A 24,674-nucleotide genomic window follows, 5' to 3' on the forward strand; every position below is an offset into this window, starting at 1 on the left:
TCACTGCCCGGCCTGCGGAAGCTGGTCCGCGGCGATCTCGCACGGCGTCTTCGGTTCGGTCGCCGCAGGCCCCGGGTCACCCCCCGCGGGAGCGGCAGCCGGTGCGCGTGCGTCTGGCGGTGGGGCGACCGCCGGTGGCGCCGGGTCTGTCAGCGCCGGCGCATCCGCGGGCGGCGGCGCATCCGCGGGCAGCGGCGCGTCGACCGGCTGAGCCACCGCGTCGGGCGTGGCCTCCACCGCGTCGCCGACGTCTTCCGGTTTGGCGGGCTCGTCATCGGTGTCGTCGGCCCCAAACGGGTCCTCGCCGAAGGGGTCTCCCTCGCCGAAAGGATCGGTGGCTTCGGATCCGTTGCCCGCCGAGCCGATCAGCCCACCGACCGCGTCGACGATCCTGCTGGCCAGCCCGAGGAGACCTTCACCCCCGCCGAGCCCACCACCGGCGAGCCCGTCGCCCAGTCCTTCCCCGGGTATGCCGGCCGCGTCACCGAGCGTCGATCCCCAGTCCGGCTGCGGTGTGGGGGGGGAGACGGCGCGACGGTCGCCGCGGTCGGCGCCGGATCCGCCGGCGGGGTGGCGGCAGCGGGAGTGACCGCCACCCGTGCTGCGGCGGGCGGGGCCGGCGGCAGGGGCTGGTAACCGGTCCCGAGGTCCCCGGGAGCTTCGAAGCGGGCGGCCGGCGCGGCGGCCATCCTGTCGGTGACCATGTCGTAGGAGGTCGCCACACCGTCGCGTGTCGAGCGCATCGTCGTCAGCCAGTCGTCGCGGATCTCGTTGTCCACGTAGGGCATTACCTGCTCGCGCACCACCCCTTCAGCGGCCGGCCGATCCCCCGCACCGGTCGTGACCGTCGCTGCCGCGGCCAACCAGGTTGGGCGCAGCGCCTGAGTGCGGTCGTCGATGGCGATGGCGGTCGCGACCTTCGAGTCGACCAGGTACCACAGGTTGTCGCGCAGTGATTCACACCGTTGCGCCGCCGCGCGCAATTCGGTGGTCACCGCGCAGGCGGCGTCGCAGTGGCGCTGAAGGAACCGGACGGCGGCTTCCCCGCCGGGCCCCGTCCACGCCGCGGCCAGCTCGGCCACCTGGGCGCGCTGCATCCGCAGTGCTTCGGAGACCGCGTCGCCCGCCGCGCGCAACTCCGCGCAGTCACGGTCGAGGGCGCGCAGGTCCAGGCCGTCTTCGGTGTCGTACCAGTCGTGGACCTGTGCGGGATGCGCCGTGAGGTCGGGGTGTTGGTAGCCCAGGGCGTGGCACGCCCGCACGTAACTCTGGGTGTGCTCGACCGCGGGCAATCCTTCGGCGAGGCGCGCGGCGACGTCCAACCGGTCGGCCATGATCAGGCGATCCGCGCCGCGGCATACAGTTCGGCGTCCGCGTAACGGTCGGCGCTGCCCCGGAGGGCGGCGGCGATCTCCACGGACCCGCGCGACCACTGCGCCACCTGCAGGGTCAGCCGCTCCAGTTCAGCGCGTAGCGCGTCACCGCGCGTGGTGTGCGCCCGCCCGGCGCAGGCCCCGCCGAAAGCCAGCCGGCCCAGCTGATCGCTGAGGGCGCGGTCGAGGAGGTCGGCGGCGGCGCGGAACTGATCGGCGACGCGGTGCGTCGCCGGGACGTCGATCTCGGTGCGCGCCACGGCGACCGGTCGTACTCCCCTGTCGAATCTCATGCCTAATCCGACGCCCGGACGCGCGCCCGGGTTCCGAGGAGATTCAGTGCGCGGCGCTGACCGCCTCGGCCACCCGGTTCGCCACGCGCTGCGCGACGTCCGCCTCGGGCGCCTCCACCATCACCCGGATGACGGGCTCGGTTCCGGAGGGGCGCAACAGGATTCGCCCGGTGTCGCCGAGTTCCGCCTCGGCGTCGCCGACCGCGGTGCGCACCGCCGGCGCCGCGGCGGCGATGTTCTTGTCGGCGACGCGGACGTTGATCAGCACCTGGGGCAGCGTCTGCATGGGCGCGGCGAGCTCGGTCAGCGACGAGCCGGTCTGGACCATGCGCGTCATCAGCCGCAGCCCGGTGACGATGCCGTCGCCGGTGGAACCCAGCGCGGGCATCACGATGTGGCCGGACTGCTCGCCGCCCAGGCTGTAGTCGCCGGCCCGCAGCTCCTCGAGGACGTAGCGGTCGCCGACGCCGGTGGTGCGCACGGTGATCCCGGCGGAGCGCATGGCCAGGTGCAGCCCGAGGTTGCTCATCACGGTGGCCACCAGCGTGTCCGAGGCCAGCTCGCCGGCCTCGCGCATGGCCAGCGCGAGCACGACCATGATCGCGTCGCCGTCGACGAGCTCGCCGTTGGCGTCGATGGCCAGGCAGCGGTCCGCATCCCCGTCGTGGGCCAGGCCGAGGTCGGCGCGGTGGGCGATGACGGCGGCGCGCAGCGAATCAAGGTGGGTGGAGCCGCAGTTGTCGTTGATGTTCAGGCCGTTGGGCTCGGCGTTGATCGCGATGACCCGCGCGCCGGCCGCGCGATAGGCGCGCGGCGCCACCGACGACGCGGCGCCGTGGGCGCAGTCGACCACCACGGTCAGGCCGTCGAGGCGCAGCGTGCTGGCCTTGCTCAGGTGGCGCAGGTAGCGGTCGTCGGCGTCCTCGGCGTCGATGACCCGGCCGATCCCGGCGCCGACGGGGCGCATCCCGACTTCCGCGGTGAGCAGCGCCTCAATCTGATCTTCGGTGTCGTCGTCGAGCTTGCGGCCGCCGGGACCGAAGATCTTGATGCCGTTGTCGGGCATCGGGTTGTGCGAAGCCGAGATCATCACGCCGAAGTCGGCGTCATACGCGCCGGTCAGGTAGGCCACCGCGGGGGTGGGCAGCACGCCGACCCGCAGCGCGTCGACGCCCTGGCTGGTCAGCCCGGCGATCACGGCGGCCTCCAGCATCTCGCCGCTGGCCCGGGGGTCGCGCCCGATCACGGCGACCCGCCGGCCGGGCCCGCCCGCGCTGGCCAGGTGCCGCGCGGCGGCGACGCCCAGCTCGAGCGCCAGCTCGGCGGTCAACTCCCGGTTGGCGACCCCGCGGACACCGTCGGTGCCGAATAGTCGACCCATGCGGAAAAACCTCTCACAGTTGGCGGTCGTTCACCTAACGTGCCCGTTCTTTTCTGACCGAAACGGGGCGCGTTTGGGCGCAGACACGCCGACGGAGGCGCGGGACGCCCCAGTTTGAGGCCCCGTTGCGGCCAGAACGTGATGGTTGATCAGCGCTTGCTGTACTGAGGCGCCTTGCGGGCCTTCTTCAGGCCGTACTTCTTGCGCTCGGTGGCACGCGGGTCACGGGTGAGGAATCCGGCCTTCTTCAGCGCGGGCCGGTCCTCGGGCTGCGCCAGGATCAGCGCCCGGGCGATGCCCAGCCGCAGCGCCCCGGCCTGGCCGGACGGCCCGCCGCCATGGAGCAGGGCGAAGATGTCGAAGCTGTCCACCCGGTCGACCGTGACCAGCGGGGCCTTGATGAGCTGCTGGTGCACCTTGTTGGGGAAGTAGTCCTCCAGGCTGCGGCCGTTGAGGTCGAACTTGCCGGTGCCGGGCACCAGGCGCACCCGCACCACGGCCTCCTTGCGGCGGCCGACGGTCTGGATGGGCCGGTCGAACACGAAGGATTCGGCGGCCGCGGGCGCGGGCGCCTCGGCCGGGACGTCCGGTGTTTCCGGGGTGGCCGTGGTGTCCAGGGCCTCGGTCGTATCGGTCACTGGGCCACCTGCTTGATCTCGTACGGAACCGGCTGCTGAGCGGCGTGCGGGTGCTCCGGGCCGGCGTAGACGTGGAGTTTGCGCTGGATCTGACGGCTGAGCTTGTTCTTGGGCAGCATGCCGACGATCGCCTTTTCGACGACGCGGTCGGGGTGCTTCTCCATCAGCTCGCCGGTGGTGCGCGAGTGCAGACCGCCGGGATACCCCGAGTGGCGGTAAGCCAGCTTGCTCTGCAGTTTGTCGCCGGAAAGGGCGACCTTGTCGGCGTTGATGACGATGACGAAGTCACCGCCGTCGACATTGGGGGCGAACGTCGGCTTGTGCTTGCCGCGCAGCAGGGTGGCTGCCGCGACGGCAAGGCGGCCAAGCACTACGTCCGTGGCGTCGATGACGTACCACGACCGCGTGGTGTCACCCGCCTTTGGCGCGTAGGTGGGCACAGCGCTTACCTTTTCTTTCTCGAGGTGGATCCCGGGTCGAGCCGGGTGCCGGTCAGGCGTTGGCGGTGGGTCCAGAAGGAGGGGTTCTCGGCGACCGACATTGACCCGAGCCCCGGCGTACCGCACGCCAACCGAGCAGCTTACCGATGAGCGTCCCCGCAGGTCAAAATGACTGTGTGGTCCCAGCGGCTCTCCTCCGCCGGGACCACACAGACGACCATGGGTGCGTGCGGCTACCGACCCCAGACGCCGGCCGCCCGCCGATCGGCGTTCGCCACCTCTTCGGCGCCGTCGCGCACCGCGTTTCCGAGCTCGACCAGGATCTCGTTGAGCACCGTCGCGGACTGGTGCCACTTCTGCTGCTCGACCTGGTAGGCGGCGGCCGCCTCGCGGGTCCACAACTGCTGCAACGGGGCGATCTGCGACCTCAGCTCCTCCAGCGCGGCATTGAAACGGGCCGACGTGGTGTGGATCTGCTGGCGCACCGAATATTCGATTTCGCCGAAGTTATAGGACAGCGCCGATTCCACGGGTGAACCCTTTCGACTAGAGGTTTCCGCCCGCGGCGGCGATGTGGGTCGCGTGGTCGTGGCCGGCCTCCTGCAGGGCGGCCGCGTTGTGCCGGATGGTCTCGCCGATCGCATGCAGGACGTGATAAAGCCGCAACGACTCGGCGTTCCAGCGATCCACCACCTCTTTGAACCGCCCTGCGGCGGCCCCGCCCCACACCGACGGCGGCACTTCGCTCATGCGGCCGATGAACGCCTGCAGCATGGCCCGGATCTCCTCGTTGCGGGCGTCCGTGGTCCCGGCGACCGACCGCATCAGGTCGAAGTCAGTGCTCAGTGTGTTCGGTGTAGCCATACTCAATTCGACCGCGTCGACGCCCATTCGGTTCCATCCGATCCGGAGTTCATCCGATCGCGTGCGCCGACCGCACCGCCTGCTCGCAGACAGCACGGACGGCCTCTTCCTTGCCCGGCCGGCTCTGGCACCCAAGGCTGATCCGCACCGGCCCGTCCAACAGCACCGTCCACCGCACCTCGTGACCGGCGCGGACTTCGCGGTACGTCACCGCGGGCCTGCCGGCGCTGGTCCCGGTGGGATCGAAGTCGACGAACGATCCCGCGGGCTCCGCGTCGATGGCGCGTCTCAATCGCTCGGCGGTGCCGCTCAACGTTTCGGCGGTGACCGGCGACTGTGTGACGTGCAAGGCCACTTCGGGATCCGACGGCGAGGTAACTTGCACTCGCGCCGATCCCGGCCCGCCGGTCACCCGCTGCGTGGGCCAGCCCGCCGGCACTGTCACCGCCACCCGGCCCTCGACGAGAAACATGGTCGGCGGCGCGTCCACCTGCGGTGGGGCCGACGCGCCATGCCGGCCAACCAGGGCCGGGGCCGCCGCGGCAAGCACCATGGCGGCCGCGCCGAGGCCGCCCAGGGTCCGCGCGCGGCCCGGGGCACGATCGCCGCGACCGCGTGGCCCGGCCGGCTCGTCCACATCGGACACCGCCGATCGGGCCAGCCGGGCCAGTCCTGCGTCGTCGATGGGCAGCGCCGTCCGTCCGATGCCGCTCGCGCCATGGGCGATCGCCGCGGCCAGAGCCGGCGCCCCGGGGACCTCGCTCGGCGCGTCGATGAGCACGACGTCCCCGGGGATGCGCGCGAGGGCGGCCAGCACCTCGTCGGCTACGGGGCGCGGGGGGCGGCGCGGTACGGCGACGACGCGATCACCACCGATCACCACCATCCCGCCGGTGATCTCCACGAGCGTCGGTTCGGCATCGGTATGGGCGGCCCGCCTGAGCAACCACGACCGCGGCCGCACGAGCGCGCCGTCGGACACGGTGGCCGCGGCCGAGCTCAGGATTTTGATGCGCGACGACGGCCACCAGGAGGGGTGCAGCACGACGGCACCCTTGCCGTCCTTGCAGATCGCCGACCGCAGGGCGGCGGTCCACAGCGAAGCCACCGCAACCGGACGCTCACCCACCAGCGCCACCGGATCGTCGATCGCGCCAAGCGCCGCGTCGACGACCTCGGATGGCGCGCCGTCGACGACCGCACCTGTGCCGCAACATAATCGACGGATCGTGGCGGGACCGGCCTCGATGACGGCGCGATGCGCTTTCACGGCGCGCTCCAGGCCACCTGGACAAGCTGTTCGTCGCCGTCACCGGTGAGCAGGACACCGCGTCCGGGCGGCAACCGCGTGGGGCGACGGGAGCCGAACGGCACCTCCTCGCCGGGGAATCCGCTCATCATCAGCGTCGTGCAGCCAAAGTCGCGCAATCCGGCCAGCAGAGGCTCGAACATCGCGCGCTCGGCACCGCCGCTCCGCCGGGTTATGACCAGATGCAGGCCCAGATCGGTTGCGTAGGGCAGGTATTCGGTGAGCGGCGCCAACGGGTTACCGGCCAGGGTGGCGACCAGTTCGTAATCGTCGACGACGAAATAGATGTCCGGACCGGACCACCAGGACCCGGTAGCCAGTTGCGCCTGGGTCGCGCCGGGCGGAGGCATACGCCGCCGCAGCAGGTCGAGCAGATCTGGCAGCAGTGCGGCCAGCGCGCCGGGTGACGTGGCGTAGCCGCCGAGATGCTCCGACTCGACGACACCGAGGAGCGAGCGCCGGAAATCGACGATCACGACACGGGCTTGCGTCGGGCTCTGCGTCCGGACGATCTCGCGGCACAGCGTCCGCAGCGCCGCGGTCTTCCCGCACCCTTTGTCGCCGAGCATCAACAAATGAGGCTGCCGGTCGAAGTCACACGTCACCGGCTGCAGCCGACGCTCGTCGATGCCCAGGAGGATACGGTCGCCCGCCCGGTCCGCGACGGTGTCACGCTCCACCCGCTCCGGAAGCAACGGAATCGGCGGCGCAACGGACTCGCTCGGGCCAATCTCGGCCAGCGGCAAGGCGATCATCATGTGCGACCCGTCACCGCAAAGACCGCGGCCCGGTCTGCCATGGGGCACATGTTGGGCCGCTTTGCGGTCCAACTCGGAATCGGCGGGGTCACCCAACCGCAGCTCGATGCGGGTGCCGATCTGGTCCCTCAGGGCCGGCCTGATCTCGGCCCACCGCGACGCCGCCAACACGACATGCACGCCGAACGAAAGCCCTTGACTCGCAATGGCGATGACCGATGCCTCCAGCGTTCCGAATTCCTCACGCATATTCCCCCAGCCGTCGACGACGAGGAACACGTCCCCGAACGGATCGTCCGCGAACGCCTGGTGCTGCACCCGAAGGCGACGGTATTCCGCCATCGAGCCGATTCCGCGGTCGCTGAAAATGGCTTCCCGCGAACGGATGACCGACTCGCATTCGGCAACGATCCGCGTGACGAGCCGCGGTTGGGTCCTGCCGGCAACCGCGCCGACATGCGGGATCGCGCGTGTCGACGTCAGCGTTCCGCCGCCGAAGTCCAGGCAGTAGAACTGCACCCGGTCCGCCCCATGAGTGGCCGCCAGCGCCGTGACCAGGGTGCGCAGCGCCGTCGACTTCCCCGATTGGGGCGCTCCGACGACCGCCACATTGCCCGCGGCACCGCGCAAATCGATCAACAGCGGCGTCCGCCGCTGCTCGAAGGGACGGTCGACGATGCCGAGGGGAACCGTCAGCTCGCACCGCGCGGGCATCCCGTCGCGAAGCACCGCATGCAACGCCGGCGCCGCGTCCAGCGGTGGCAGCCAGACGGGGTGCGCGGGCGGCCCGTGACCGGCCAGCCGGTCCAAAACGGCGTGCAGGACCGTCCGCCCCGACGGCACACCGACCCCTTGGGTGCGGGTGATGGCGCCGACCGTGTGAGTGCCGAACCGCTGCGCAGAAGTTATCCCCACGGGTCGGGCGGCCGGTGCGTGGGCGGCGGTCGGTCCCGAAACGTACGCCGACGAGAAGCGGATCAGCTCGCCCACGCTCGTGCGCAGGTAGCCCGCCCCCGGGTCGTTCCCCAATCCGTACGCATCGAGCGTTCCCAGCACGCCGCGTGATTCGCTGGGCGACAGGGTTTTCAGGCAGATCCGATAGGACAGGTGGGCGTCCAGTCCCCGCAGCCTGCCCTCGTCGAGCCGCTGGCTGGCCAGAAGCAGGTGCATGCCCAGTGACCGGCCGAGCCGCCCGATCGCCACGAACATGTCGGCGAAATCCGGGTGCTGGCTGAGCAACTCGGAGAACTCGTCGACGATGATGAACAGGGTGGGCAGGCCCGGTGCTGCCGCACCCGTACGGCGCCTGGCTTCATACGCCACGGCGCTGACGCAGCCCGATTCGCGCAGCAGCCGTTGCCGGCGATTCATTTCACCGGCCAGGGCGTCGCGCATCCGAGCCACCAGCGGGGCCTCGTCGGCGAGATTGGTGATCACCGCCGCCACGTGCGGAGCCCGCGCGTAATCGAGAAACGTTGCACCTCCTTTGAAATCGATCAACAACAGATTCAGCTCAGCCGGAGGATGGCGCGTCATCATGCCCAGCGCGATCGTGCGCAACAACTCCGACTTGCCCGACCCCGTGGCGCCGACGCAGAGCCCGTGCGGGCCCATGCCGTTTTCGGCGGCTTCCTTGATATCCAGTTCCAGCCGCGCGCCGTCGGCGCTGATGCCGATCGGGACGCGGAGCCGATCGCGGTGGACTCGGCTCCGCCAGGTCGCGACAGGATCGAATCGGCTCACGTCGCCGATCCCCAACAGGGCCGGCCAGTCCGCGCCGTCGCCGCCGTGAACGGTCGCGCCGGCCCGGTATCTCGCCAGCCGGCGGGCGCATACCAGCGCGTCCATGGGCTCCATCCGGTCCGGCCGCGACGGCTGATGAGTCTCATCAGCAAGGATCACGGTGACCGGCGTCCCGGCAGGACCGCCGCCGAGTTCGACGACGGTCGCGCCCGCGCACCCGGCGACGGTCTGGCCCACGTCGGCGACCAGCACCGCGTGCGCCGGCCGCGCGCCGGCGAGCGCGTCGTGCGCCTCCCCCACGCTGCGATAGACCATCCGGACCTCGCCCACCGCGTCCGACGCGGCCGGGTGTTGGTTGTGCGGCAGCCATTTCAGCCACTCCCACTCCGAGCGGTTCCGGTCGCTGATCACCGCGACGATCAGTAGCTGATTCGGGGGATGCAGGACGGCGAGTTGGCAGAGCATCGCGCGCAGCAGCCCGCGCGCCGCGGTCACATCACCGTCGATCCTGACGCGCGGACTTCCGCGCAGGCCGACGACGATCGGTGCGACGATCGTGGAATGCGTTGCCAGGAAGCGACGCAAGGCGGCCACGGTGACCGGATCACCGGACTCGGCCACCGGTGGGGCTACCAAAGGGGGGGCGAGCGGCTGGGCTCCGATTCCCACCCGGACGACGCAGAAGTCGGGATCCGCCGCTCGCCGCTCCCACATCCTGGGCCCACCGATCAATGTCCACAGCGCGTCCGGGTCGGGGTGACGCCAGCCCAGCGAGAGACGCTGCGCGGCGGCAGTTTCCATGACCGTGGCGCGCAACCTACTGAGGTATCCGAGGTAGTCGAGGCGAGCGGCTTCGATGCCACCACTCCGGCGGCTGGCACGCCCGGACAGGACGGTCACGAGCGACGAAGCCAGCATCATGACGGGGAACGCCAACAACATGGGAGGGCGGCCGCCACCCGGCCCTGACCGCAACGCCGCCGCCATGACCCCCACCCCGGCGAGCCCCAGCACGGCCGGCAACAGGAGGGGCAAAAGGCCGGCTGCCGCCAGATGCGGTGGGTCGGGCGGCGCTTCGACGACGAGGTCCGCGGTAGCCACCGCAGGCGGTGGCCGCCGCGCCACCGGCACGAAACCTTGGGTCATCCCGTCCTCCCGTTGGACGCACGGTAGGCAGCACCGGCGACGACGACAACTCACCTGTGGACAGCGGCATACCCGAAGCCCGAAACCTGGCTATGTTCGCGGCATTCCAACCGAAGGGGCCACCATTGCGTGCAACCGATTCGGGGCTGTGCCGTGTCTCGATCCACTCCGGCGCCGCCGCCGCCGACCTGGCACTCCCGGCCGGGATTCCCCTCGCCGTGCTGACCCCGTCGATCGTGGACCTCCTGGACGCCGGCGATGCCGGCGGCGACCTGTCCGGCCGGCGCTATCACCTGTCACTCCCCGGGTCCGCCGCTTTGGACCCGTCGAAGACGCTCGCCCAGAGCGGAATTGCTGACGGCGACGTCCTGCTGCTGAGCCGGCCGTCGGCTCCGCCGCCCGCCGCTCGTCACCATGACGTCGCGGAGGCCGTGTCGGAGGCACTGGTGGCGGATCACAAGGCGGACGCGCGGCGTCGACTGGCGGCCCGGATCGCCGGTGCGATGACCGCGGGCGGCCTGACCGTCGTCGGTGCCCTGGCGCTTGCCCGAAACGTTCCCGGCGCCTACGACGCCCACGCCACGGTGGGGGTGACGACGGCCGCGGCGCTGGTCGCCTTGCTCTCCGCCGCGGTCGCCCACCGGGTCTACCGGGACGCGGTAGCCGGGCTGGCTCTCAGCGCGATCGCCACCGCGTTCGCAGGGGCTGCCGGGTTCCTGGCGGTTCCCGGCGCCCCGGGTTTCTGCCATGTCCTGCTGGCCGCGACGGCCGCGGCCGCCACCTGCATACTGGCGACACGATCCGCCGGCCGCTTCGTGGTCGCGGTGACCGCGGCGTCGTGCCTCGCGACGGTTGTCGCGGTGGCCGCGTTGGTGGGCGTGCTCACTGCCGCCCCGCCGCACACCATCGGCGCGGCATCGGCACTGGTGTCGCTCGGCCTACTCGGGGCTGCGGCACGGGTATCGGTCGTCTTGGCGGGTTTGTCACCCCAGCTCCCGCCGACCCCGGACGCCGACAGGACCGGCGCCGAGGCGCGCCTGGCGGCCCAAACGCTCCGCGCCGACGCCTGGCTGTCGAGTCTCCTCGCGGGGTTTTCGTCATCGGCGGCCGTCGGTGCCGCCGTCACCGTGGCAGCCGGAGCGCCCCGCCTGTCGTGCATGGCGTTCGGCGCCATCACCGGCGCATTGCTACTGCTGCGGGCGCACTCCGGTGACAGCAGACGGATGCCGGCGTTCGTCGTGGCCGGGATCGGAGTCGTAGGAACAACCTTCGGCGTTGCCGCCTTCAACACCTCGGGGCGCGGGCCATGGCTTGCCGCGGGGACGGCAACGCTGGCCGCCGTGGCGATGTACCTCGGCTTCGTCGCTCCCGCGATATCGCTGCCGCCGCTTGCCCGACGAAGCGTCCAGGCGCTGGAGTGGCTGGCGCTGGCCGCAATGGTCCCGCTGACCTTATGGGTCTGTGGGCTCTATGGCACCGTCCGGGGATTGAATCTCGCGTGAGGGGGTCGCGCGGCGCGCGCATCCTGTCGGCGTTGGCACTGGTGGCGGTGGTGGCCACCGGGATACCACCGGCGCAGGCGATTTCGCCTCCCAAGGTCGACGACCAGTGGTTACCGAAGCCGAGACGTGCGCCACGATGACGGCGGGGTCGGCGCCCGACCGGCCGGCATTGCTCCCTGAGCTGGCGCGGGTGTGGCGGCTGACCCGCGGTGCGGGGCAACGAGTCGCGGTCATCGACACCGGCGTTTCGCGCCACCGCCTGCTACCCGACGTCGTGCCCGGCGGCGACTACGTGTCCACCGGCGACGGCACCCAGGACTGCGACGCGCACGGCACCCTGGTGGCCGGGATCATCGGTGCGACAGAGGATTCGACGGCGCCAGGCTTGAGCGGGATGGCGCCCGAAGCCACCTTGATCAGCATTCGGCAGTCCAGCCCCAGGTTCTCCCCCGCCAAAGATCGGTCCCGCGCAGGTGTCGGTGACGTCGACACCATGGCGAGAGCCGTCCGCACCGCCGCGGACCTCGGCGCATCGGTGATCAACATCTCCTCGGTTGCCTGCGTTCCGATCGCGTCGGCGCTGGATGACCGCGCACTGGGCGCCGCGCTGGCCTACGCCGTGGACGTCAAGAATGCGGTCGTCGTGGCCGCGGCGGGCAACACCGGCGGAGCCGGGCAGTGCCCGCCCCAGCGCCAGGATGCCGGCTGGGACAACGTCACGGTCGCGGTCAGCCCGGCGTGGTACGACGACTACGTGCTGACGGTCGGTTCGGTGGACGCCGCGGGTGCGCCATCGGCATTCACCCTTGCCGGCCCCTGGGTGGACGTCGCGGCACCCGGCGAGGCGGTGACGCCGCTGGGCTCGGAACCGGTGTCCGGCACCAGTTACGCCGCACCGGTGGTCAGCGGGCTGGCCGCACTGATCCGATCCCGGTTCCCGGCGTTGACGGCGCGCCAGGTGATGCAGCGCATCGAGTCGACGGCGCATCACCCACCCGAAGGTTGGGATCCGCTCGTCGGCAGCGGCACCGTCGACGCGCTCGCGGCCGTCAGCACCGATGCCGGTCTCGCCGCGACCGCGCCGCCACGGGCGCCCGCGCCGATCACCCCGCCGGCGCCGGTCGCATCGCCGGATGCCCACGCGCGGAACACCGCGTTGCGCGGCACCGCCGGCTGCCTCGCCCTACTGGGGATGGCGCTGGCCGCCGGGCTGGCCGCGAGCCGCCTACGGGCTCGGCGGCACCGAGTCGCGGGCGATTGAGGCCTTCTCTTTGCTCAGCTCCGGTCCCGCCGGCAGCACCCCCAGGACCGACCAGGGCGCCGGATTCGGCACGGGCAGCCCGAGGGCGCGCGCGGCGTCGTCATCGTGGATCGCGAACCGCACCCCGCTGTCGGTGACCAGGTAGCGTGCGCCGACGCGCACGTAGGCGCTCCGGCCGGGCGGCACGTACACGGCGTCCAGCGCGGGGCCGTGGCCGTCGGCCTGTGACAAGGTCAGCGGCGTATGACCGGCCGGCAGTGGGAGCCCGCCGCCGCCGAGGAACGTGACGCCGGATCGCCCCGGCGCCGCCGCCTGCCAGGAGACGCACAACGTGCCGCCGTCGTCCGAGAGTGCCGGCGCCCGGTCCGGGAAGCCGGCCACCGGCAGCGAGTCGACGATCGGAGCCGCGCGGATGGCGTCGGGTGCCACCGTGACCACGTTGGCGGTGCTCCCGGAGTTGCCGAAGCGCAGCAGATCGGCAGCCACCTCTCCGATGCGCTGGACCCCCGCGGCCAGCACGACGTAATACTCGTCACCCCCGGCCCGCACGACACGCACCACGCTGCCCACCGCAAATCCGGGCATCGCGGCCGCCTCGTCGCCGGCGCCGCGAATCCGGAGCGCCCTGATCGGCGGCGCCTCGGGAATCGCATTCAGCAACGACGGCGAGACGGTCCGCGGCGTGCGCCCTTCCAACCGGAGCGCGCGCACCACCGCGGCGTCGGCGACATCTACCACCGCACGCTGACCGTCGTAGAGCAGGTAGGCCGGCGAACCCCCGGTGGGTGCGACCAGAAGGGCCTGCCCGGAACCTGGGCGGGGGATCGTCGGCTCGTCGGTCCGGCCGACGATCACGGTGGTCGCGCCGGCCCCCGCCGCATCGCAGATCGTCCACGCCGACTCGTCCGCCGCCAACGGCCGGCCGATGAGTTGGGGCGCGCCCGGGATGCCCAGCAGCGGCCCGCGTTTGACGCGCGCCAGGTCCGCCTCGGGCACCGGCCGGGGGTTGGCGGCCGTCGCGGCGATCAACCGCGCCGACGCTAGGTTCAGCACCGGGTGCCAGGTGTCGCCGACCCGCACATACAGCGCCCCGGACTCTCGTCCCATCACCAGTTGGGCGTCGTCCAGCGCCACCCGTGGCCGCAGCAGCGCGACGACCGTGACTCCCGCGACGGCGATCACCGCCAGCACGGACCCGACCGTCAGCGCCGCCGCCGGCGCACGCGAGCGGGCGACGAGGGTGTGGATGTTTCCGCCCAGCAACGCGCACTCGATACGGCGCAGCAGGAATCGGTAGCCGCTGATGTGCAGCCACGTGGTCTGCTGAGCCGGCACCGATCCCCCAGCGTGCGTAGTCGTTGCGCACACGGTAGAGCGGCCGGCCGAGGGGCCGCTTAGCTGATCCACAGGTCAGCGAACTTTCGAACCGTGCTTAGGGTAGGTAAAGTTACGGCGTGTTTTCTCACCGGATAGGTCGCTGCGTCGGGCTCGGGGGCTCTGCGCTGGTCACCGCGTCTGGCCTGCTGTTATCCCCCGCCGCGGCGCCGGTCGCGCAGGCGTTCGACTGCCCGGACGTCGAGGTGATCTTCGCCCGCGGCACCAACGAACCGGCCGGCCTGGGCCGCGTCGGCGACGCGTTGGTGGACTCGCTGCGCCAGCAGACCGGCCTGAACATCCTGCCCTACGGCGTGAACTACGCCGCCAGCAAGCTGCAGCTGCACGGCGGCGACGGCGCCAACGACACCATCGACCGCGTCAAGAAGAGCGTGGAAACCTGCCCCAACACCAAGATCGTGCTGGGCGGCTACTCGCAGGGCGCGTCGGTGATGGACATCGTGGCCGGCGTCCCGATCGGCGGCATCAGCTGGGGCAACAAGCTGCCCGAGCAGTACGCCAACAACATCGCGGCCGTCGTCACCTTCGGTGACGTGGCCGACCGCGCCGGCGGCACGCTGCCCACCCAGAGCGCGCTGCTGGGCTCGAAGGCCGCCGACTACTGCAACCCCAACGACCCGATCTGCCACGCCGGCCCCGGTAACGAGTGGAGCGGGCACACCGAGGGCTATGTCCCCGTCTACACCACCCAGGCCGCGGCGTTCGTCGCCCAGAAACTGGCCGGCTCGAGCCCGTCCAGCCCCGCGTTCGGTCCGCCGCTGGGCCCCGTCCCGAACCAGCCCGGCGCCACGCCGTCGCCGGTGTACGGGCAGCAGACCCCGCCCGGGTCGCCGCCCTCGATCCACGGCGGAACCGACCCCGCGCCCACGCCGGCGGCGCCGACCACGGTGACTCCGCAAGCACCTCTCGTCTGAATCGTTACCGGCGCGAGACCAACGCGCCCCTAACATCGTGGGGTGCGGCTCATTCCATTGACGCTGGGCGCCGGGCTGCTCGCGGGCGCCGCGATAGTGGTTGCTCCCCAACTGCTTCCGCAGGCCTTCGCGTCCTGCCCCGGCGTTGAGGTGGTGTTCGCCCGCGGAACCGACGAACCGCCCGGTGTCGGCAAGGTCGGCGGGGCGTTCGTCAACTCGCTGCGCCAGCAGACTTCCAAAAGCGTTGGCTCGTACGGGGTGAACTATCCGGCGAACAAGGACTTCCTGGCCGCCGCCGACGGCGCCAACGACGCCAGCGACCACATCCAGCAGATGGCCGGCAATTGCCCCAACACCAAGCTGGTGCTCGGCGGGTACTCGCAGGGCGCCGCCGTCGTCGACATCGTCACGGCCGCACCGCTGCCGGGCCTGGGCTTCCGCCAGCCGCTGCCGCCCGCGGCCGCCGATCACGTCGCGGCCGTGGCGCTGTTCGGAAATCCGTCGAGCCGGGCGGGCCAGCTGATGAGCGCCCTGACCCCCGAATTCGCCGGCAAGACCATCGACCTGTGCAACCCGGGCGACCCGATCTGCTCACCCGGCACCCGGTGGGCGTCGCACCTGAGCTACGTGCCCGGATTGACCAACCAGGCCGCGACTTTCGTCGCGAAGAAGGTCTAGCGGGTGCGCAGGTCCCGGGTGATCAGGTTGCGCGCCTCCAGCTGGTCATCGGCCGGATAGTCGACGCGCACCAGCGTCAGCCCATGCGGCGGCGCGGCCGCGAAGTCGCTGGATCGGCTTGTGGCGGTGAGCAATTCGCGGCACCACGACATCGGGCGGCGGTGTTCGCCCACGGCCAGTAGCGCCCCCACCAGCGAGCGCACCATCGACCAGCAGAACGCGTCGGCGCTGACGTGCGCGGTGATCTGGTCGCCGTCGCGTGACCACTCCAGGCGCTGCAGCTCGCGAATGGTGGTGGCGTTCGGGCGATGCCGGCAGAACCCGGCGAAGTCGTGCAGTCCCACCAGCTCTCGCGACGCGGCGGCCATCGCGTCCACGTCCAGGGGACGCGGCCAGGCGGTGACGTAACGGGCCAGCTGCGGCTGCACCCCGTACGGGGCGGTCGACAGCCGATACACATAGTGGCGCCGCAGGGCCGAGAACCGCGCGTCGAAACCCGCCGGGGCGCGGGCGATGCCGAGCACCCGGACGTCGGTGGGCAAAAACCGGCCCAGCCGGCGCACCAACGGCTCGAATTCCGACTCGCCCGCGCGCGACGAGCGCGGGTAGGCGTACTGCAGCGCGTCCGATGGCACATCGACGTGGGCCACCTGGCCCGTGGCGTGCACACCGGTGTCGGTGCGCCCGGCAGCCCGCAGCCGCATCGGCGTGCGGAAGACGGTGGTCAGTGCCTCGTCGAGCACTCCGGCGACGGTGCGCTGGCCGGACTGGGGCGCCCAGCCTGCGAATTCCGTTCCGTCGTAGGCGATGTCGAGCCGCAGACGGACGGCGTCGCTAACTCTCGTCAGCCTCGTCAGCCTCGGCGGCCTTTTCGGCTTCGGCCCGCGCGGCGACGGCCTTGTCGGCCTTCTCCTCGGCCTTGGCCTGGGCTTCGGTGGCCTCGCCGGCGTCGCCGGTCTCAGGGGCTTCGGCCGTCTCGGTCACCTCGTCGGCCGTCGGGCCGACGGCTTCCTCGGGCTCGACCGCCGCCTGAGGGGCTGCCGCCGCGGCGACGGGCGCGTCAGACTTCTTGGAAGCCTTGACGCGACGCGCCCGGTCCGCCTCGGACGTCACCGTCTTCTCCCGCACCAGCTCGATGACCGCCATCGGGGCGTTGTCGCCCTTGCGCGGCTCGACCTTGATGATGCGGGTGTAGCCGCCGTTGCGGTCGGCGAAGAACGGCCCGATCTCCGCGAACAGGGCGTGCACCACGTCCTTGTCGCGGATTTTCTTGAGCACCTCTCGACGGTTGTGCAACGAGCCCTTTTTCGCATGCGTGATCAGCTTTTCCGCATACGGCCGCAGGGCGCGCGCCTTGGGCTCGGTCGTCTTGATCCGGCCGTGCTCGAACAGCGACGTGGCCAGGTTGGCCAGCAGGGCCTTCTGGTGCGAAGACGACCCGCCGAGGCGGGGGCCCTTGGTGGGCTTGGGCATTGCACTATCTCCTCATTGGGGGCCGGCCCCCGTATCAGGTAGGGCCGGGACGGGCTTCTGTTGTAGGTGTCCGGTTCCTCAGCGGCCGCATCGTCACCGGACGGCCTTTACAGCTGTTCGGTTTCCGCGTAGTCCTGGTCGTCGTAGGCGCCTTCGGTGGACCACGTGCCGGTGGCCACGTCGTAGCCGGCGACCTGCGACGGGTCGAAGCTCGCCGGGCTGTCCTTGAGCGACAGGCCCAGCTGGTGCAGCTTGACCTTCACCTCGTCGATCGACTTCTGACCGAAGTTGCGGATGTCGAGCAGGTCGGACTCGGTGCGGCTGACCAGCTCGCCGACGGTGTGCACACCCTCGCGCTTGAGGCAGTTGTACGACCGCACCGTCAGGTCCAGGTCGTCGATCGGCAGCGCGAACGAGGCGATGTGGTCGGCCTCGGCCGGCGACGGCCCGATCTCGATACCCTCGGCCTCGACGTTGAGTTCGCGTGCCAGGCCGAACAATTCGACCAGCGTCTTACCGGCCGACGCCAGCGCGTCACGCGGGGTGATCGAGCTCTTGGTCTCGACGTCCAGGATCAGCTTGTCGAAGTCGGTGCGCTGCTCGACACGGGTCGCGTCCACCTTGTAGGTCACCTTGAGCACCGGCGAGTAGATGGAATCGACCGGGATCCGGCCGATTTCGGCGCCGGAGGCCCGGTTCTGCACCGCCGGCACGTAGCCGCGGCCACGCTCGACGACGAGTTCGACCTCGAGCTTGCCCTTGTCGTTCAGCGTCGCGATGTGCATCTCGGGGTTGTGCACCGTGACACCGGCGGGCGGCACGATGTCACCGGCGGTGACCGCGCCCGGGCCCTGCTTGCGCAGGTACATGGTGACCGGCTCGTCCTCCTCCGAGGACACCACCAGGCTCTTGAGGTTCAGGATGATCGCGGTGACGTCTTCCTTCACCCCGGCGACGGTGGTGAACTCGTGCAGCACGCCGTCGATGCGGATGCTGGTCACGGCCGCGCCGGGAATCGACGACAGCAGCGTCCGGCGCAGCGAATTGCCCAGGGTGTAACCGAATCCGGGCTCCAGGGGCTCGATGACGAACTGCGAGCGGTTGTCGGACAGTACTTCTTCCGACAGTGTGGGTCGCTGAGAGATCAGCATGGTGTTTCTTCTTCTCCTTCTCGGCACCCGCTATTTGATGCCGTTGAGGTTTCCGGGCCGGGCGGCCCGAAAAGTCTTGTTACTTCGAGTAGAACTCGACGATCAGCTGCTCGGCGAGGGGCACGTCGATCTGCGCCCGCTCGGGCAGCTGGTGGATCAGGATCCGCTGACGCTCCCCCACCACCTGCAGCCAACTGGGGATCGGGCGGTCGCCCGCCGTCTCCCGGGCGATCTGGAACGGCACCGTGTTCAGCGAGCCGTCCCGCACGTCGATGATGTCGTACTGCGACACCCGGTAGCTGGGCACGTTGACGTGCACGCCGTTGACGCTGAAGTGGCCGTGGCTGACCAGCTGGCGGGCCATCCGGCGCGTGCGGGCGAGCCCGGCGCGGTAGACGACGTTGTCCAGTCGGCTTTCCAGGATCTTGAGCAGCTCCTCACCCGTCTTGCCGGGCTGGCGGGTGGCCTCTTCGTAGTAGCGGCGGAACTGCTTCTCCATGACGCCGTAGGTGAAGCGGGCCTTCTGCTTCTCCTGCAGCTGCTGCAGGTATTCGCTTTCCTTGATCCGCGCGCGGCCGTGCTGGCCGGGCGGGTAGGGACGCTTCTCGAAGGCCTGGTCGCCACCGATCAGGTCGGTGCGCAGCCGGCGCGACTTGCGGGTGATGGGTCCGGTGTAACGAGCCATGATTCTTTCCCTAGACCCTTCTGCGCTTGGGCGGACGGCAGCCGTTGTGCGGCTGGGGGGTGACGTCGGAGATCGCGCCGACCTCCAGGCCCGCGGCCTGCAGCGAGCGGATCGCCGTCTCCCGGCCCGAGCCCGGGCCCTTGACGAACACGTCGACCTTCTTCACGCCGTGCTCCTGCGCCTTGCGCGCGGCGTTTTCGGCGGCGAGCTGCGCGGCGAACGGCGTCGACTTCCGCGAACCCTTGAACCCGACGTGGCCCGACGACGCCCAGGCGATGACGTTGCCCTGCGGGTCGGTGATGCTCACGATCGTGTTGTTGAACGTGCTCTTGATGTGCGCGGCGCCGTGCGGGATGTTCTTCTTTTCCCGCTTGCGGGTCTTCTGCCCCTTCTTGGGCGCAGAGGCTGCCTTCTTGGCTGGTGGCATGGGCGGTTACCTGGCCTTCTTCTTGCCTGCGATGGTGCGCTTGGGGCCCTTGCGGGTGCGCGCATTGGTCTTGGTCCGCTGGCCGCGCACCGGCAGGCCGCGGCGGTGCCGCAGGCCCTGGTAGCAGCCGATCTCGATCTTGCGGCGAATGTCGGCCTGCACCTCGCGGCGCAGGTCACCCTCAACCTTGAGGTTCGCTTCGATGTAGTCACGCAAGTGGGTCAGCTGGTCGTCGGTCAGGTCCCTGGTGCGCAGGTCCTTGTCGATTCCGGTAGCTGCCAGGATCTCGTTCGACCGGGTGCGGCCGACGCCGAAGATGTAGGTCAGCGCGATCTCCATCCGCTTGTCGCGCGGCAGATCGACGCCTACTAGTCGAGCCATAGGTGGCGTTTCCTCTTTTTCTAGGCGGAGGTCTGTTCCCAGCCCGTTCCCGCTCCAAAGCTGGGGCGGGGCCCGGCCTCCGTCCGGACGTGGATGAACTGGCCCATCTCTAAAGATGCGAGCAGTTCAGTGGTGCTGGGAGGTCTGCATTCAGTTGTGTGCGATCGCCGCTAGCCCTGGCGCTGCTTGTGGCGCGGATCGGAGCAGATCACCATGACCCGCCCATGCCGACGGATCACCCTGCATTTGTCACAGATTGGCTTGACGCTCGGGTTCACCTTCACGGCTGTTCGATCCTGTTCTTTCTCGTTGTCTTGGGTTCGGGCTGTTACTTGTACCGGTACACAATGCGGCCCCGGGACAGGTCGTAGGGAGAAAGCTCCACCACCACCCGGTCCTCGGGCAGGATGCGGATGTAGTGCTGCCGCATCTTGCCGCTGATGTGGGCGAGCACCTTGTGACCGTTCTCCAGCTCAATGCGGAACATCGCATTGGGCAGGGGCTCGACCACGCGGCCCTCGACCTCTATGGCACCGTCCTTCTTGGCCATATCTGTTCAGCAATCCTCGTCTTTGGTTTCGTATCCTTGATGTGCGCCCATTCCGGCGCAGCATTCGCCCGACTAGCAACGTGAGCCAAGGGCAGGAAATTCCAGGGAATTCCTAAGACAGGGCACGCAAAAAGTCGGCGCGGATGACGCACCGTTGTCCCACGATACCTGGTCAGGGCCCCTGACCAAAATCGCGGACGGCGAAATCGAGTCGGCCGCCCAGCCGCCTCCTCGACCTGCCGCCAACGCCCTGACGAGGGCATACTTGAACCCGATGACGAGCCCCGCGAACCCCGCAGCCTCCTCCCTTCAACCTCGCAAGCCGGTCCTGCTGACTGTCGACGACGATCCCTCGGTCTCGCGCGCCGTCGCCCGTGATCTGCGTCGTCAATACGGTGACCGGCATCGGATCGTGCGGGCCGACTCGGGACCCGACGCCCTGGAGACGCTCAAGGAGCTCAAGCTGCGCGGCGAGACGGTCGCCGTGCTGATCGCCGACTACCGGATGCCGCAGATGAGCGGCATCGAATTCCTCGAGCAGGCGATGGACCTCTACCCGGCCGCGCGCCGCGTGCTGCTGACCGCCTACGCCGACACCCACGCCGCCATCGACGCGATCAACGTCGTCGACCTGGACCACTACCTGCTCAAGCCGTGGGACCCGCCGCAGGAGAAGTTCTATCCCGTCATCGACGGACTGCTGGACGCCTGGCGGGCGGCGCCGGAACACCCGATCCCGCACACCAAGGTGATCGGCCACCGCTGGTCCGAGCGGTCCTGGCGGGTGCGCGACTTCCTGGCCCGCAACGGGCTGCACTACTCGTGGTTCATGGCCGACGACCCCGACGGCCAGCGGCTGCTGAAGGCCGCCGGCGAGGACGGCCTGCGGCTGCCCGTCGTCGTCACCGAACGCGGCGACACCCTGGTCGAACCCACCGACGCGGAGCTGGCCGACACCCTGGGCCTGACCACCACGCCGTCGCAGGAGTTCTACGACCTGATCGTCGTCGGCGGCGGGCCCGCCGGCCTGGCCGCCGCCGTGTACGGGGCGTCGGAGGGGCTGCGCACGGTGCTCATCGAACGCACGGCGACGGGCGGTCAGGCGGGCCAGAGCTCACGGATCGAGAACTACCTCGGCTTCCCCGACGGGGTGTCGGGCGGCCAGCTCGCCGACCGGGCGCGGCGGCAGGCCGAGAAGTTCGGGGCCGAGCTGATCACCGCCCGCACCGCCACGGCGCTGGAGGTCAACGGCCCCAAGCGCACGGTGCGGTTCGCCGACGGCGGCTCGATCGACGCCCACGCGGTCATCCTGGCCACCGGCGTCGCCTACCGCCAGCTGCCGGCGGAGGGCTGCAGCGACCTGACCGGCCGCGGCGTCTACTACGGGGCGGCCGTCTCGATCGCGTCGGAATGCGCGGGCGAGGAGGTCTACGTCGTCGGCGGGGCCAACTCCGCCGGCCAGGCCGCGATGTACCTGTCCCGGGAGGCCAAGTCGGTGACCATCGTGGTGCGTGGCCCGTCGCTGGACGCCTCGATGTCCTACTACCTGATTCAGCAGATCAAGCAGCGGCCCAACATCACCGTGCGCACCTGCACGGAGGTGCACCGCGCCGTCGGCGACGACCACCTGGAGCGGCTCACCCTGGTCGACAACCAGACCGGGGAAACCCAGGAGGTCACCTGCGGGCGGATGTTCATCTTCATCGGCGCCGCGCCGCGCACCGAGTGGCTGGACGGGGTGCTCGCCCGCGACAGCCACGGCTTCGTCCTCACCGGGCCGGACCTGCGCAACGTGTGCGGCTGGACGCTGGACCGCCCGCCCCACCACCTCGAGACCAGCGTGCCGGGGGTGTTCGCCACCGGCGACGTGCGGGCCGAGTCCGCCAAGCGCGTCGCGGCCGCGGTCGGCGAGGGATCGATGGCCGTGATGCTGGTGCACCGCTACCTGGCGGAATCGTGACGGCATGACCGCGCAAGTTCCTTGCGAGCCCGACGAGCTGCGCAGCCTGTTCCTGTTCGAGGCGCTCACCGACGAGCAGCTGGCGGTGTTGTGCGCCAACGGCCACATCGAGAACTACCCGCCGGGCCCGATCTGCGTCGAGGGCGAACCGGCGACCTGCCTCTACGTCCTCCTCGACGGCGAGCTGGTGATGTCGAAGCTGTCGGGCGGCCAGGACATCGAGACCAACCGGACCTCGCAGCGCGGGGTGTATTGCGGCGCGTGGCGGGCGTTCACCGGTCAGCCCCAGCACCAGAGCTACGACGCGACGGTGTACGTCACCAAGCCGTCGCGGTTCTTCGTGCTCGACGCGCCCGCGTTCGCCCGGTTCATGAAGGACCAGTTCCCGATGGCCGTCCACCTGCTCGACGGGATGGCGGTCGGACTCGAACGGACCCGCCGGATCATCGACAACCGGGAGAAGCTGCTGGCGCTGGGCCAGTTGTCCGCCGGGCTGACCCATCAGCTGAACAACCCCGCCGCGGCCACCGTCCGCGCGGCCTCGGAGCTGCGCCAGCGGGTCGCCGGCATGCGCCAGAAACTCGGGATGCTCGCCGACGGGACCGTCAGCCCGGAGGCGCTGCGGGCGCTGGTGCGCCTGCAGGAGGAGGTCGCCGCCCAGGTTGCCAAGGCGGCGTCGGCGAACCTGACCGCCATCGAGACCGCCGACTGCGAAGACGCCGTCGGCGAATGGCTCGACGGCCACGGCATCGAGGGCGGCTGGGACATCGCGCCCACCTTCGTCGAGGGGGGCATCGACACCGATTGGCTGGAGCGCATCGCCGCGGCCACCGAGGAGCTCGGGGCGTCGGCGTCGCTGGAGAAAGCCATCCGGTGGCTGACGTACACCGTCGAGAGCGAGCTGCTGCTGAACCAGATCCTGGAGGCGAGCAAGCGGATTTCGGCGCTGGTCGCCGACGCCAAACAGTATTCGCAGATGGACCGTGCCCCCTTCCAGGTGGCCGACATTCACGAACTGCTGCGCAGCACGCTGGTGATGTTCGCCGACCGGCTGGGCCGGGATGCCGGCATCACGGTGGTCAAGGAGCTGGACCGAACTCTTCCCGAAATCCCTTGCTATCCGGGCGATCTCAACCAAGTCTGGACCAACATCATCGACAACGCGATCGCCGCGATGGGCGACGCGGGCGGGACGCTGACCATCCGCACCTGCCGCGAAGGCGAGAAGATGGCGCGTGTCGAGATCTGCGACACCGGGCCCGGCGTGCCCGAGGACGTGCGCCAACGCATCTTCGAACCGTTCTTCACCACCAAGCCGGTCGGGGAGGGCACCGGCCTGGGGCTGGACCTGGCCTTCAACATCGTCGCCAAGAAACATCGCGGGGACCTGCGGGTCGAGTCCAAGCCCGGGGACACCCGATTCATCGTCTTGCTCCCCCTCGAGGCCCCGCCGATCGTGGACATGGAGCCTGCGGAATAGGGCCACCGCTGCGCCGGTTGGGAACAACCATGACCGATGCAGCGAGCAAGCCCGATCTCGGCCGGTTCGGAGTTTTCGGACGCGGCGTCACGCCCGAACAAGCCAAAGACATCGAAGCCCTGGGTTACGGGGCCGTCTGGGTGGGCGGTTCGCCGCCGGCCGAGCTGGCCTGGGTGGAGCCCCTGCTCGACGCGACGACCACCCTGCAGGTGGCCACCGGCATCGTCAACATCTGGACCGCCGCCGCCAAGCCGGTGGCCGAGTCCTTCCACCGCATCGACAAGGCCTTCCCCGGCCGCTTCCTGCTCGGCATCGGCGTCGGCCATCCCGAGGCGCACACCGAATACCGCAAGCCCTACGACGCGCTGGCCGACTACCTGCAGCAGCTCGACGAATACGGGGTGCCCACCAACCGCAGGGTGGTCGCCGCGCTCGGCCCCCGCGTGCTCAAGCTGTCCGCGGAGCGCAGCGCCGGGGCACACCCGTACCTGACCACCCCCGAGCACACCGCTCAGGCGCGCGAGCTGATCGGCCCGTCGGCGTTCCTGGCGCCCGAACACAAGGCGGTGCTGACCACCGACGCCGAGAAGGCCCGTACGGTGGGCCGCAGGGCGCTCGACATCTATTTCCAGCTCGCCAATTACCGCAACAACTGGAAACGGCTCGGCTTCACCGACGAGGAGGTCACGAAGCCGGGCAGCGACCGTTTTGTCGACGCGGTCGTCGCCTACGGCACGCCGGAGGCGATCGCGGCCCGGTTGAAGGAGCACCTCGACGCGGGCGCCGACCATGTGCCCGTGCAGGTCCTGACGAAGGATGAAAACCTGGTGCCGGCGCTGGCCCAATTGGCTGGGCCGCTCGGCCTGAGCTAG

The 24,674-nt window shown here is 70.3% G+C and carries 23 protein-coding genes and 2 pseudogenes; 7 read left to right on the forward strand and 18 right to left on the reverse strand.

The window, feature by feature from the left end; all coding sequences use genetic code 11:
• From C1737_RS14235 to eccCa, 9 genes and pseudogenes are all read right to left on the reverse strand, one after another.
• Nucleotides 1-1,334, reverse strand: a pseudogene (locus C1737_RS14235) (hypothetical protein).
• Nucleotides 1,335-1,336: 2 nt separating this feature from the next.
• A complete protein-coding gene (locus tag C1737_RS14240; RefSeq protein WP_067925467.1) occupies nt 1,337-1,666 on the reverse strand; it encodes a hypothetical protein in 330 nt (109 codons plus the stop codon).
• Between the two features lie 43 nt (nt 1,667-1,709).
• Nucleotides 1,710-3,047 (reverse strand): phosphoglucosamine mutase, encoded by a 1,338-nt coding sequence (gene glmM / locus C1737_RS14245; protein ID WP_102418708.1) that lies wholly within the window; start codon nt 3,045-3,047, stop codon nt 1,710-1,712.
• A gap of 149 nt (nt 3,048-3,196) precedes the next feature.
• A complete protein-coding gene (gene rpsI / locus C1737_RS14250; protein WP_369804512.1) occupies nt 3,197-3,664 on the reverse strand; it encodes a 30S ribosomal protein S9 in 468 nt (155 codons plus the stop codon).
• Nucleotides 3,665-3,681: 17 nt separating this feature from the next.
• Nucleotides 3,682-4,125: a 50S ribosomal protein L13 gene (gene rplM, locus C1737_RS14255; RefSeq protein ID WP_067918384.1), complete on the reverse strand. Its 444-nt coding sequence runs from the start codon at nt 4,123-4,125 to the stop codon at nt 3,682-3,684.
• 233 nt (nt 4,126-4,358) lie between these two features.
• Nucleotides 4,359-4,655, reverse strand: a complete 297-nt coding sequence (locus C1737_RS14260; protein WP_067918385.1) for a WXG100 family type VII secretion target — start codon at nt 4,653-4,655, stop codon at nt 4,359-4,361.
• Between the two features lie 16 nt (nt 4,656-4,671).
• Entirely contained in the window at nt 4,672-4,989 is a 318-nt protein-coding gene (locus C1737_RS14265) for a WXG100 family type VII secretion target (protein ID WP_067918393.1), read from the reverse strand.
• Between the two features lie 49 nt (nt 4,990-5,038).
• The gene (locus C1737_RS14270) at nt 5,039-6,259 is read right to left on the reverse strand and encodes a type VII secretion-associated protein (protein ID WP_102418711.1); all 1,221 of its coding nucleotides are present in this window, start codon (nt 6,257-6,259) and stop codon (nt 5,039-5,041) included.
• Nucleotides 6,256-9,945: a type VII secretion protein EccCa gene (eccCa, locus tag C1737_RS14275; protein ID WP_102418712.1), complete on the reverse strand. Its 3,690-nt coding sequence runs from the start codon at nt 9,943-9,945 to the stop codon at nt 6,256-6,258. Before eccCa ends, C1737_RS14270 begins: the two co-directional genes overlap by 4 nt.
• Before the next feature lie 92 nt (nt 9,946-10,037).
• Here eccCa and eccD point away from each other — a divergent pair, with 92 nt between their 5' ends.
• Together eccD and mycP are read left to right on the forward strand one after the other, a co-directional pair.
• The gene (eccD, locus tag C1737_RS14280) at nt 10,038-11,447 is read left to right on the forward strand and encodes a type VII secretion integral membrane protein EccD (protein WP_102418713.1); all 1,410 of its coding nucleotides are present in this window, start codon (nt 10,038-10,040) and stop codon (nt 11,445-11,447) included.
• Nucleotides 11,399-12,708: pseudogene (gene mycP, locus C1737_RS14285) on the forward strand (type VII secretion-associated serine protease mycosin). Before eccD ends, mycP begins: the two are co-directional and overlap by 49 nt.
• On the opposite strand, the gene eccB reads toward mycP, so the two are convergent.
• Complete coding sequence (gene eccB, locus C1737_RS14290) at nt 12,673-14,043, reverse strand: type VII secretion protein EccB (protein ID WP_102418714.1); 1,371 nt, start codon at nt 14,041-14,043, stop codon at nt 12,673-12,675. The pseudogene mycP and the gene eccB sit on opposite strands and share 36 nt — an antisense overlap.
• A gap of 119 nt (nt 14,044-14,162) precedes the next feature.
• Here eccB and C1737_RS14295 point away from each other — a divergent pair, with 119 nt between their 5' ends.
• Both C1737_RS14295 and C1737_RS14300 read left to right on the forward strand, forming a co-directional pair.
• A complete protein-coding gene (locus C1737_RS14295; protein WP_068098452.1) occupies nt 14,163-15,017 on the forward strand; it encodes a cutinase family protein in 855 nt (284 codons plus the stop codon).
• A gap of 57 nt (nt 15,018-15,074) precedes the next feature.
• Nucleotides 15,075-15,695: a cutinase family protein gene (locus C1737_RS14300; RefSeq protein WP_102419955.1), complete on the forward strand. Its 621-nt coding sequence runs from the start codon at nt 15,075-15,077 to the stop codon at nt 15,693-15,695.
• Here the strand turns inward: C1737_RS14300 and truA are convergent.
• The 8 genes from truA to infA all read right to left on the reverse strand — a co-directional run bounded on the left by truA (nt 15,692) and on the right by infA (nt 20,362).
• On the reverse strand, nt 15,692-16,552 hold the full coding sequence (truA, locus tag C1737_RS14305) for a tRNA pseudouridine(38-40) synthase TruA (protein WP_102418715.1): 861 nt from the start codon (nt 16,550-16,552) through the stop codon (nt 15,692-15,694). The two genes, C1737_RS14300 and truA, sit on opposite strands and share 4 nt — an antisense overlap.
• A complete protein-coding gene (rplQ, locus tag C1737_RS14310) occupies nt 16,530-17,168 on the reverse strand; it encodes a 50S ribosomal protein L17 (RefSeq protein ID WP_102418716.1) in 639 nt (212 codons plus the stop codon). Before rplQ ends, truA begins: the two co-directional genes overlap by 23 nt.
• A gap of 107 nt (nt 17,169-17,275) precedes the next feature.
• Nucleotides 17,276-18,319 (reverse strand): DNA-directed RNA polymerase subunit alpha, encoded by a 1,044-nt coding sequence (locus C1737_RS14315; RefSeq protein ID WP_068098454.1) that lies wholly within the window; start codon nt 18,317-18,319, stop codon nt 17,276-17,278.
• A gap of 79 nt (nt 18,320-18,398) precedes the next feature.
• Nucleotides 18,399-19,004 carry a 30S ribosomal protein S4 gene (gene rpsD / locus C1737_RS14320; RefSeq protein ID WP_067950708.1) on the reverse strand — a complete coding sequence of 202 codons (606 nt, stop codon included), beginning with the start codon at nt 19,002-19,004 and terminating at the stop codon, nt 18,399-18,401.
• Nucleotides 19,005-19,014: 10 nt separating this feature from the next.
• Nucleotides 19,015-19,431 carry a 30S ribosomal protein S11 gene (gene rpsK / locus C1737_RS14325; protein WP_007167901.1) on the reverse strand — a complete coding sequence of 139 codons (417 nt, stop codon included), beginning with the start codon at nt 19,429-19,431 and terminating at the stop codon, nt 19,015-19,017.
• 6 nt (nt 19,432-19,437) lie between these two features.
• Nucleotides 19,438-19,812, reverse strand: a complete 375-nt coding sequence (rpsM, locus tag C1737_RS14330) for a 30S ribosomal protein S13 (RefSeq protein WP_007167900.1) — start codon at nt 19,810-19,812, stop codon at nt 19,438-19,440.
• 170 nt (nt 19,813-19,982) lie between these two features.
• On the reverse strand, nt 19,983-20,096 hold the full coding sequence (gene rpmJ / locus C1737_RS14335) for a 50S ribosomal protein L36 (protein WP_003879483.1): 114 nt from the start codon (nt 20,094-20,096) through the stop codon (nt 19,983-19,985).
• Between the two features lie 44 nt (nt 20,097-20,140).
• Nucleotides 20,141-20,362 carry a translation initiation factor IF-1 gene (infA, locus tag C1737_RS14340; RefSeq protein ID WP_003418601.1) on the reverse strand — a complete coding sequence of 74 codons (222 nt, stop codon included), beginning with the start codon at nt 20,360-20,362 and terminating at the stop codon, nt 20,141-20,143.
• 274 nt (nt 20,363-20,636) lie between these two features.
• Here infA and C1737_RS14345 point away from each other — a divergent pair, with 274 nt between their 5' ends.
• The 3 genes from C1737_RS14345 to C1737_RS14355 are packed head-to-tail and all read left to right on the forward strand — an operon-like array spanning nt 20,637 to nt 24,674.
• Nucleotides 20,637-22,322: an FAD-dependent oxidoreductase gene (locus C1737_RS14345; RefSeq protein ID WP_067917041.1), complete on the forward strand. Its 1,686-nt coding sequence runs from the start codon at nt 20,637-20,639 to the stop codon at nt 22,320-22,322.
• 4 nt (nt 22,323-22,326) lie between these two features.
• A complete protein-coding gene (locus tag C1737_RS14350) occupies nt 22,327-23,802 on the forward strand; it encodes an ATP-binding protein (protein WP_067917039.1) in 1,476 nt (491 codons plus the stop codon).
• Between the two features lie 29 nt (nt 23,803-23,831).
• Nucleotides 23,832-24,674: an LLM class F420-dependent oxidoreductase gene (locus tag C1737_RS14355; RefSeq protein WP_102418717.1), complete on the forward strand. Its 843-nt coding sequence runs from the start codon at nt 23,832-23,834 to the stop codon at nt 24,672-24,674.

Source organism: Mycobacterium sp. 4858, from assembly GCF_900240975.1.
Classification (GTDB): domain Bacteria; phylum Actinomycetota; class Actinomycetes; order Mycobacteriales; family Mycobacteriaceae; genus Mycobacterium.

Excerpts from the sequence above, each read along its gene's own strand:
- rpsM (WP_007167900.1), bottom strand. The coding sequence starts at position 19,812 with ATGGCTCGACTAGTAGGCGTCGATCTGCCGCGCGACAAGCGGATGGAG.
- eccCa (WP_102418712.1), bottom strand. The coding sequence starts at position 9,945 with ATGACCCAAGGTTTCGTGCCGGTGGCGCGGCGGCCACCGCCTGCGGTG.
- glmM (WP_102418708.1), bottom strand. The coding sequence starts at position 3,047 with ATGGGTCGACTATTCGGCACCGACGGTGTCCGCGGGGTCGCCAACCGG.
- rpsD (WP_067950708.1), bottom strand. The coding sequence starts at position 19,004 with ATGGCTCGTTACACCGGACCCATCACCCGCAAGTCGCGCCGGCTGCGC.
- C1737_RS14240 (WP_067925467.1), bottom strand. The coding sequence starts at position 1,666 with ATGAGATTCGACAGGGGAGTACGACCGGTCGCCGTGGCGCGCACCGAG.
- C1737_RS14315 (WP_068098454.1), bottom strand. The coding sequence starts at position 18,319 with ATGCTGATCTCTCAGCGACCCACACTGTCGGAAGAAGTACTGTCCGAC.
- C1737_RS14350 (WP_067917039.1), top strand. The coding sequence starts at position 22,327 with ATGACCGCGCAAGTTCCTTGCGAGCCCGACGAGCTGCGCAGCCTGTTC.
- eccD (WP_102418713.1), top strand. The coding sequence starts at position 10,038 with ATGTTCGCGGCATTCCAACCGAAGGGGCCACCATTGCGTGCAACCGAT.
- C1737_RS14355 (WP_102418717.1), top strand. The coding sequence starts at position 23,832 with ATGACCGATGCAGCGAGCAAGCCCGATCTCGGCCGGTTCGGAGTTTTC.
- infA (WP_003418601.1), bottom strand. The coding sequence starts at position 20,362 with ATGGCCAAGAAGGACGGTGCCATAGAGGTCGAGGGCCGCGTGGTCGAG.
- rplQ (WP_102418716.1), bottom strand. The coding sequence starts at position 17,168 with ATGCCCAAGCCCACCAAGGGCCCCCGCCTCGGCGGGTCGTCTTCGCAC.
- C1737_RS14265 (WP_067918393.1), bottom strand. The coding sequence starts at position 4,989 with ATGGCTACACCGAACACACTGAGCACTGACTTCGACCTGATGCGGTCG.
- C1737_RS14345 (WP_067917041.1), top strand. The coding sequence starts at position 20,637 with ATGACGAGCCCCGCGAACCCCGCAGCCTCCTCCCTTCAACCTCGCAAG.
- rpsK (WP_007167901.1), bottom strand. The coding sequence starts at position 19,431 with ATGCCACCAGCCAAGAAGGCAGCCTCTGCGCCCAAGAAGGGGCAGAAG.